Annotated in this window: 7 protein-coding genes and 2 pseudogenes; 5 read left to right on the forward strand and 4 right to left on the reverse strand. The window is 67.4% G+C overall.

The features are described 5' to 3' along the window. Window positions 1-121: 121 nt before the first annotated feature. A pseudogene (locus tag H300_RS27590) lies at window positions 122-550 on the forward strand (SAM-dependent methyltransferase); the annotation flags it as partial. A gap of 372 nt (window positions 551-922) precedes the next feature. Here the strand turns inward: H300_RS27590 and H300_RS30430 are convergent. Beyond that, window positions 923-2,002 (reverse strand): ISAs1 family transposase, encoded by a 1,080-nt coding sequence (locus H300_RS30430; RefSeq protein ID WP_486583926.1) that lies wholly within the window; start codon window positions 2,000-2,002, stop codon window positions 923-925. An 813-nt stretch (window positions 2,003-2,815) separates the two neighbouring features. On the opposite strand from H300_RS30430, the gene H300_RS0117930 reads away from it, so the two are divergent. The 3 genes from H300_RS0117930 (at window position 2,816) to H300_RS0117940 (ending at window position 4,096) form a co-directional block, all read left to right on the forward strand. Next, a complete protein-coding gene (locus tag H300_RS0117930; protein WP_028428534.1) occupies window positions 2,816-3,481 on the forward strand; it encodes a Crp/Fnr family transcriptional regulator in 666 nt (221 codons plus the stop codon). Between the two features lie 84 nt (window positions 3,482-3,565). Continuing rightward, complete coding sequence (locus H300_RS31550) at window positions 3,566-3,739, forward strand: hypothetical protein (protein WP_158678383.1); 174 nt, start codon at window positions 3,566-3,568, stop codon at window positions 3,737-3,739. Between the two features lie 33 nt (window positions 3,740-3,772). Further along, a complete protein-coding gene (locus H300_RS0117940) occupies window positions 3,773-4,096 on the forward strand; it encodes a hypothetical protein (RefSeq protein WP_028428535.1) in 324 nt (107 codons plus the stop codon). 727 nt (window positions 4,097-4,823) lie between these two features. On the opposite strand, the pseudogene H300_RS27595 reads toward H300_RS0117940, so the two are convergent. The 3 genes and pseudogenes from H300_RS27595 to H300_RS31555 all read right to left on the reverse strand — a co-directional run. Continuing rightward, window positions 4,824-5,911, reverse strand: a pseudogene (locus H300_RS27595) (IS3 family transposase); the annotation flags it as partial. Window positions 5,912-6,110: 199 nt separating this feature from the next. Then, window positions 6,111-6,299, reverse strand: coding sequence for a hypothetical protein (locus H300_RS31170; RefSeq protein WP_106966869.1), 189 nt, complete (start codon window positions 6,297-6,299; stop codon window positions 6,111-6,113). A 55-nt stretch (window positions 6,300-6,354) separates the two neighbouring features. Beyond that, entirely contained in the window at window positions 6,355-6,504 is a 150-nt protein-coding gene (locus H300_RS31555) for a hypothetical protein (RefSeq protein WP_158678384.1), read from the reverse strand. 163 nt (window positions 6,505-6,667) lie between these two features. Here H300_RS31555 and H300_RS0117960 point away from each other — a divergent pair. Then, window positions 6,668-7,202 (forward strand): IS630 family transposase (locus H300_RS0117960; RefSeq protein WP_028428536.1); only part of this gene is annotated, 535 nt, incomplete at its 3' end.

Below are 7,202 nucleotides of genomic sequence, written 5' to 3' on the forward strand. Positions count from 1 at the left end.
TCTCGCGTCGGAACGTCTGGCGCACGGCGCCCCGGCCCGGCCGCCTGGTCGTGCCGCCGCCATGATGCGCGCGAATCTCTGTCGTCAGCTCGAACGGCATGCGTCGCGCCTCTCGCGGGCCCGCCGTGCGGTCCAGGCGCTGCGGCCCGGCGGCTGGCTGCTCCTGGAGGACGCCGACCCCGCCCCGCAGCCGCTGCTGCGCCCGGACGAGTCGGGTCCCGAACAGCGTCTCGTCAACCGGCTGCGGTCCGGCTACCGCACCCTGATGGCGGCGCGCGGCGCGGACCTCGCGTACGGGCGGACCCTGCCGAGGAGGGTGCTCCGCGAAGCCGGTCTGGACGATGTGCAGGCGGACGCGTACTTCCCGATCACCTCGCCGGCGTGCGCGGTACTCGAGGATGCGACGGTGCGACAGATCCGCCACCGTCTGGTGGAAAACGGAATCGCCACCGACGAGGAGATCGACCGCCATCTGGCGAACGTTGCCACTGGCCGTCTCGACCTGGCCACCGCCCCGATGATCTCCGCGTGGGGCCGCCGTCGCCCGTAACCGCCCCCCGACCACTGCTCAGGTGTCGCGGCGCCGCCGACGCCCGCCGGCCGCGAGCTGTGATTCGGGCGTACCAACGCTCCGGCGAGTGCCGCCGCCCTTTCACGTGGCGACGATCGAGTGGGGCGGCAAAGGTTTCCGGACCGGCATCCGTGATCCCCTGCAGCCGTGTCCACGCCACTCCCCAAGTCGCTCAGCGCGATCAGAGGATCGACGCGCCGGTCCAGCGCCTGCGACAAGATAGCCGGAGCGATCCCTGAAGGCTGGACGCCTCCGACCCACTGGCCGACCCGCCCTGTCAGGCAGCGCGGGACGAGCACTGGTTCACCGTAGTGCTCAACTATCGCCTGGCGCAGGGAAGACAGGGCTTGATCAAGTTCCTGGAGCGTCCGGGTCGCCGGTGATGCCCAGGATTCGGAGTGCGTGTTCGGGTTGGTGGTGGATGGCTCGGGTGGTCTTGGCGATGTTGTCGGCTCCGAGGATCTTCAGCGCGCCGATGGCGAGGTTGCGGAAGGCGGCCATGGCGCGGGGCGCGGTGCCGGTGTGGACGGTGGAGGCGTCCTCGGCGAAGGTGACATCTCGGATGTGGTGCGAGGAGTTCTCCACTCCCCAGTGCCCACGGATTGCGGCGGCCAGGTCGGCCGGGCCGGCCTGGTGGGCGTCGAGGCTGGTGACAGCGTAGACACTCTCACGACTCTCGCGGCGGCCGGTTTCCTTGCGGCGACGGTGGACGCGGATGGCCAGGCGGGCGTGAGGGAAGGCGATACCTCCGAGTTCGTCGGCGATGGCGCAGGTCTTGATCGAACGGGACTCACCCCGACCGTGCCCGGTCTGCGAGCGGGTGTGCTGGACAGCGATGTCCCGCCACGGCAGAGCCGCGAGCTGGCTGTGAGCGATGGGCTGGTTCGTCTTGATCACGGCGATGTAGTGCGCCTTCTTGGTCTCGACCAGCCAGGAGATGTTCGCCTTGACCGAGTGCAGGGCGTCGAAGGTCACCGTGACACCGGCCAAGTCCAGCGGCGCGAGCAGCGGCTTGAAGTGCCTGGTTTCATTCGTCTTCGCTCCGACCTCCACTTGGGCGAGCGTCGCGACGCGGCCGTGGGTGACCGCCGAGAGCAGGTGACGGCGGGCCGTGTCCCCGCGGGCGGAGCCCTTGAGCGCCTTGCCGTCCACGGCGATGACACGCCGTGACTCGGAGGTTCCGGCTGACTCGACGGCCGTACGGTGCCGGTCCGCGAGGTAGGCACCCACCGCCCGATCCAGGGCATCACCGTCAACTGCCCCCAGCACACGCCCGATCGTCGCCGCCGACGGACAGCGTCGCCACCTGAGTGGATGGCGACGGATACCGAGAGCCGCCAAGAGCCGGCTGGAGGCGTGTACACCCCATTCAGCCAGCTCATCGATGCTCCTCGCACCCGAGATGACCGCACAGGCACAGACCAGCAAGATCGCCGTCAGGGAGTACCACCGGCCTCGCCGCGAGCGCGGATCGGGCACCGAGCCGAAGTAGGGACGCAGGTCAGCGACCCGGTCCGCGTCCAGCGGACCCAGCTTCAGCAGGACGGCGGGGATAGGGGAAGATACTGCGGCAGGCACGGGCCACCTCATGATCAACGGGCTTAAGACACCACGATGATCACGAAGCCCGTGCCTGCTCTGCTATCCGCCCCAACCGGTCCTACCCGACCAACCGCACGCCTCCGGAACTTGCATCAGCCCTGCAGGGAAGATGCCCCACAGCCACCCAGATCGAAGCTTCGGCTTCCGTGCCAAGACCTCGCAACGCGATCACGGTCGGTCCTCCCGAGACGGCTCCAGCAGACAAGGCTGCCTTTGAGGAAGACGAAGACGCCGTACCGACCAACCGACCGGTGACGATCTTTGACCACCTTGCCCCCCGGCCCTTGACCCCATTCCGGGCGCTGCGGATTGGCGGTTCCCTCTTGTAGGCCAGCTACTCGACAAGCGGGAGCACCCCACATGAACGCCTTCGCCAGCACGGACGACGCCATGAACGCCGAACGCCTGGCCAGCATCGGTCTGCCACGGAACCGCGTCCCTCTGGAAAGGCCGCTCGTGATGCCGGAGGGCGTGAGAGTTGAGCGCCCTCCCCGTGATCTCTCCCACGGCGTGCCAAGGGGAGGAGCGCGGTGAGCGCTGCAACTTCCGCCGTCGTCGTGACCGCGTGCGAGTACGGCATGAACCAAAAGGCCGTGCCAGCGTAGTTCTACACATCCTTATGCGCAGAACTACACTCGAACCATGCAGAAGGATGCGACATCACCGCTTGAGGACGAGGGCCAGCTCCGTGAGCTGGAAAGTCTCGGCACCCCGGTCACCTTCCAGGCCGGGCAGACGATTTTCACGGAGGGCCATCCGTCCCATACCGTTCTCCTCCTCAAGAAGGGGCACGTGATTGTGAGCAAGGCCGGAGACGGCTCGGAGACCCTCCTCGCGACCCGAGGCCCGGGCGTCGTCTTGGGCGACGAAGGCGTCCTCATGTCCGAGGTTCGGTCCGCCAGCATTCGCGCCCTGACCGAGGTGTCCGGCGTGGACGTTTCGGCCGAGACCCTCCTCCGCTTTATTAACGAGAAGAAGCTGTGGTCCGAGATGTACCGCAGCGCTGTCATCCGCCGCCGCGAGTCCGACGAGGAACGAGCTCTCCTCGCGCGGCACAGCGTCAAGGTCCGCCTGGCCCGATGGCTGGTGGCGATGGCCGAGGAGATGGGCGAGCAGACGGGAGGCGACTGGCTGATCGACGTCGCCTTTTCCCAGCAGGACATCGCGAGCCGGATCGGCTCCTCGCGGGAAGGAGTCGCCGCGGCACTCCGCCACCTTCGGGAAGAAGGGCTGGTCAGCACGGGGCGCCAGACGCTCATCCTGCACGATGTCCACGATCTGCGCGCTACAGCACAGCTGAATGAGTAGACGTACGCATTCCTATGTGTAATTCTACACATACTAGAGTGGACTCCTTCCAGCGGAGTCCACGCGTGAACACATGGGGGAGTTTTGACTCTTCAGGTGATCGGAGCCCTGTGCATTCTCGTCTCCCTGATCGGCGAGGGACTGAAGATCAGCGAGGTGGAGGTCCGCCGGCTCTCTCGAGCCCGCGCGATCACACTGGCCGCGCTGGGCGTTCTCTTCATCGCCTTGCCACTGGTGACAGGAGGCCTCGGCTCCTGACCTTCAACCCGTCCGACGAATCCGTGGTGAACCGTGTCAGAGCAACTGGGCCCCTTCCAAGGCATATGGGATGCATGGATCGAGGTCGAGCAAGAGATCGCCCAAAAGCCGCTGGAGCACTTCGAGCGAGCGACTCAAATTCAGTTCGAGGAGCTGAAGGAGCACCTCGCCCGAGGTGACCGTGAAGCGGCGGCCCGCGAGCTCGTCGACGTCGTGAGCATCGCTCTGAACCATCTCCGGAACCTCGGGTTCACTGCGCAAGAGATCGCGGAGGTAGCACAGGACCGGGCGGATCGGCGGATGAAGGGCCAGGCGAAGGAGATCCTCGAGAAGTACAGGAAGACCTACGGGATCTAATGCTGTGACCGCACAGCTTCGCCGGGATGGTCCTTGTGGCGGGTTGGACGTGGGTGACGTCCGATCCGACCGATGGACGCGTGGTGGCCGAGCCCGTTCGTATGCGAAGACTGACCGATCAGGAGGATCAGAAGTCGCGCGCCGGGGCAGCATGTCGGCCACCGCGAGCCCCACACCGCATCTGCTGCTGACATCGAGTTCGGCACCCCTGCCGACGCTCCCCTGTCCCGCACCGAATCTGGCTCGAAACGTCCGCGGACCTGTGCCTACGGTGCGCACGATGAGCAGCGTTTTCGGAGAATTGAGAGCACGAGTGAGCACGACTCCAGCAGCATCGGTGAGCGGAGCAGAGCTACGACGGCGAGTTCGCGCTGTCGAAGCGCTCCAGGCGAAAACCCGGGAGATGGCTGCGGCCAATGTGCTGACCACCCGCGAGGGGGCGGTGAAGGCCGCACGGGCAAAGGACGAGGCCGACGTCGCGACGCGGGAAGCCGCCGCCGTAACGCCGAGTTGGTCTCGGAGCTTCTGGGTGTGCCGGCGGAAGAACTGGAACGCGAAGCAAAGCCTGTTACCGCCGCTCGCGCGAAAAAGATCATCGAATCGCTGCGGGCCCGCGCCACGCGGCCCAGTCCCACCCGGGCCCGCAAGCCTTCGGGCGGATGTGGCGGATGCGGTTTCCTTGACCTCGGGCATCCCGGGGGGTCCCCTGAAGCGTGGACACCATTTGCTATGCGGCAGAGGCCAGCGTAGCTGATCGCTGCTCGAAGGCGATCGGGCTGATGTAGCCAAGCCCCGAGTGCCTGCGTCGCGTGTTGTAGCGGGTGACCCACCGGAACACCGCGAGGCGGGCCTCGCGTGCTCCTGACCAGTGCCTCTTCCCTAGCAGGGTCTCTCTTTTCAGGGTTGCGTTGAAGCTCTCCGCGGCGGCGTTGTCCGCGCTGGTGCCGACCGCGCCGCGCGAGCGGGTCACACCGAGCCGGCGGCACACCTTCGCGAACTCCTTCGACGCGTATTGCGCGCCGTTGTCGCTGTGGAAGATCGCCCCGTCGAGGCTGCCGCCCCGGGTGCGGGCGGCGGCTTCGAGCGCGTCGGTGACCAGCTCGGTGCGCATGTGGTCGGCGATCGACCAGCCCGCGAGCCGCCTGGATTGGAGGTCCAACACCGTTGCGAGATACAGGAATTGACCATCGCCGATGGGTAGATACGTGATGTCGCCGACGTACTTGGTGTTCGGTTCGTCGGCGGTGAAGTCGCGCCGCAGCAGATCCGGCACCGGGGCCGCTTCCGGCTCGGGGATCGTGGTGCGGACCTTCTTGCGCAGGTGCACGCCCTGGAGGCCGATGCGGCGCATCACCCGCTCGACGCGCTTGTGGTTGACGTGGCTCCCGGCGGCCTTCAGCTCGGCGGTGATGCGCGGGATGCCGTAGGTGCCGTCGGACTCCTTGTGGATCTCCCGGATCCGCCGCGCGAGGCGGGCATCGTCCCGGGCTCGCGCCAGGCGGGCCGGGGCGGCCTTCAGTCACCGGTAGAACCCGGGCCTGGAGACCTCCAGGACCCGGCACAGCCGTTTGACGCCGAACGCGCCTCGATGATCATCAACGAACTGGAAACGGCTCACCAGTTGGTCTCGCCGGCGAAATACTTCGCGGCCCTCCGCAGGATCTCCCGTTCGGTTTCCAGCTCCCTGATCCGGGCCCTGAGCTGCTTGTTCTCTTCTTTCAGCACATCGTCGGAGGTTACCTCGGCAGTCTGTGCCGCCCGCGGCGAGCCGCTGGTGCCCGCCGTGTGGCCCCTGCGGCCCCGCTCGGTGCGCACATTACTGAAGCGCGTTCTTGGGGTGTGAGCGCGGCCGGTGGGCTCGGCCGCGGCTTGGCTTCTGGACGGGGTGGCGGGTTGAGGCGGCGGTAGTGGGTGGCGCGGGAGCGTCCGGTGAGCCGGCAGGCCGCGGTGGTGCCCAGCTGTTCGGCGATCGGGCCGAAAGCGGCACCGATCGCGGGGGCGACGACGGAGTCGTTCAGTCCGCGCTCTCGGAGTGCAGTGCCAAGAGCGCGTGTGCTTTTCCCAGGACGTCCAGTGCGGCGTCCCGCTTGACCATGTCCTTCTCCAGCCGGGCGACCTTCTTGCGCAGCCGTTCCACCTCGGCCTGCTCGGGGGCCTTCTTCGGCCGGGCCGGAGAGGTTCGCCGGTCGGTCAGCGTGGCCATCGCCCCGGCGTCGCGGGCCTGGCGCCACTCGATGATGTGCGAGTGGTACAGCCGCTCACGGCGCGGGATCGCGCCCTTCTCGCCGTGTCGGAGCGGCGTCGTACTCGGCGACGATCCGCAGTTTGTACTCGGCGGAGAACGTGCGCCGCTTCGGCTTCGGTGCCGGGTCGCCGCCCTGGTCAGGCGCGGGGGTGGTACTGGCCATGCTGAAGGACTCCTCATCTCACCCATCCAACGTAACCCGGACACACCGGACGTCTCAAACGAGACTGTCAGAGAGGGAGAAGACACGCCATCACAGACCGCACATGACCAAGCCCTACTAGTGTCCTGAGTCGGTAGTCCGCGTGCGGTTGTAGGGTAGGGTAATGCCTGGTCCGAAGCCGTTGCCGTTGGAACTTTCCGATCACGAACGCCGGGTGCTGCGGGGTTGGTTGCGCAAGCAGACCGCGTCGCAGGCACTGGTGCTGCGATCGAGGATCGTGCTGGCGTGCGCGGAGGGCCGGCCGAACGCGCAGGTCGCGGACGACCTGGGCATCTCACGGGAGACGGTGCGCAAGTGGCGGTCCCGGTTCGCCGCGGACCGACTGGAGGGCCTGGTGGACCGGCCACGCTCGGGGCCACCGCGGAAGATCACGGACGAGCAGGTCGAAGCCCTGGTCGCCAGGACGCTCGGCCAGACGCCGCCGACGGGTGATTCGCACTGGTCGACGCGTTCGATGGCCCAGGCGGCAGGCATGTCGCAGTCGGCCGTCTCGCGGATCTGGCGGGCGTTCGGCCTCAAGCCCCACATCGTGGAGACCTGGAAGCTGTCGACCGACCCGCAGTTCGTGACCAAGGTCCGCGACGTGGTGGGCATCTACCTCGCCCCGCCGGAGAACGCCCTGGTCCTGGCGGTCGACG

The sequence above is a fragment of the Streptomyces sp. TAA040 genome, assembly GCF_000424845.1.

What these genes read in the sequence shown, in the direction of transcription:
- H300_RS0117930 (WP_028428534.1), top strand. Translation starts at nt 2,816, where the DNA reads ATGCAGAAGGATGCGACATCACCGCTTGAGGACGAGGGCCAGCTCCGT.
- H300_RS31170 (WP_106966869.1), bottom strand. Translation starts at nt 6,299, where the DNA reads ATGGCCACGCTGACCGACCGGCGAACCTCTCCGGCCCGGCCGAAGAAG.
- H300_RS31555 (WP_158678384.1), bottom strand. Translation starts at nt 6,504, where the DNA reads ATGGCCAGTACCACCCCCGCGCCTGACCAGGGCGGCGACCCGGCACCG.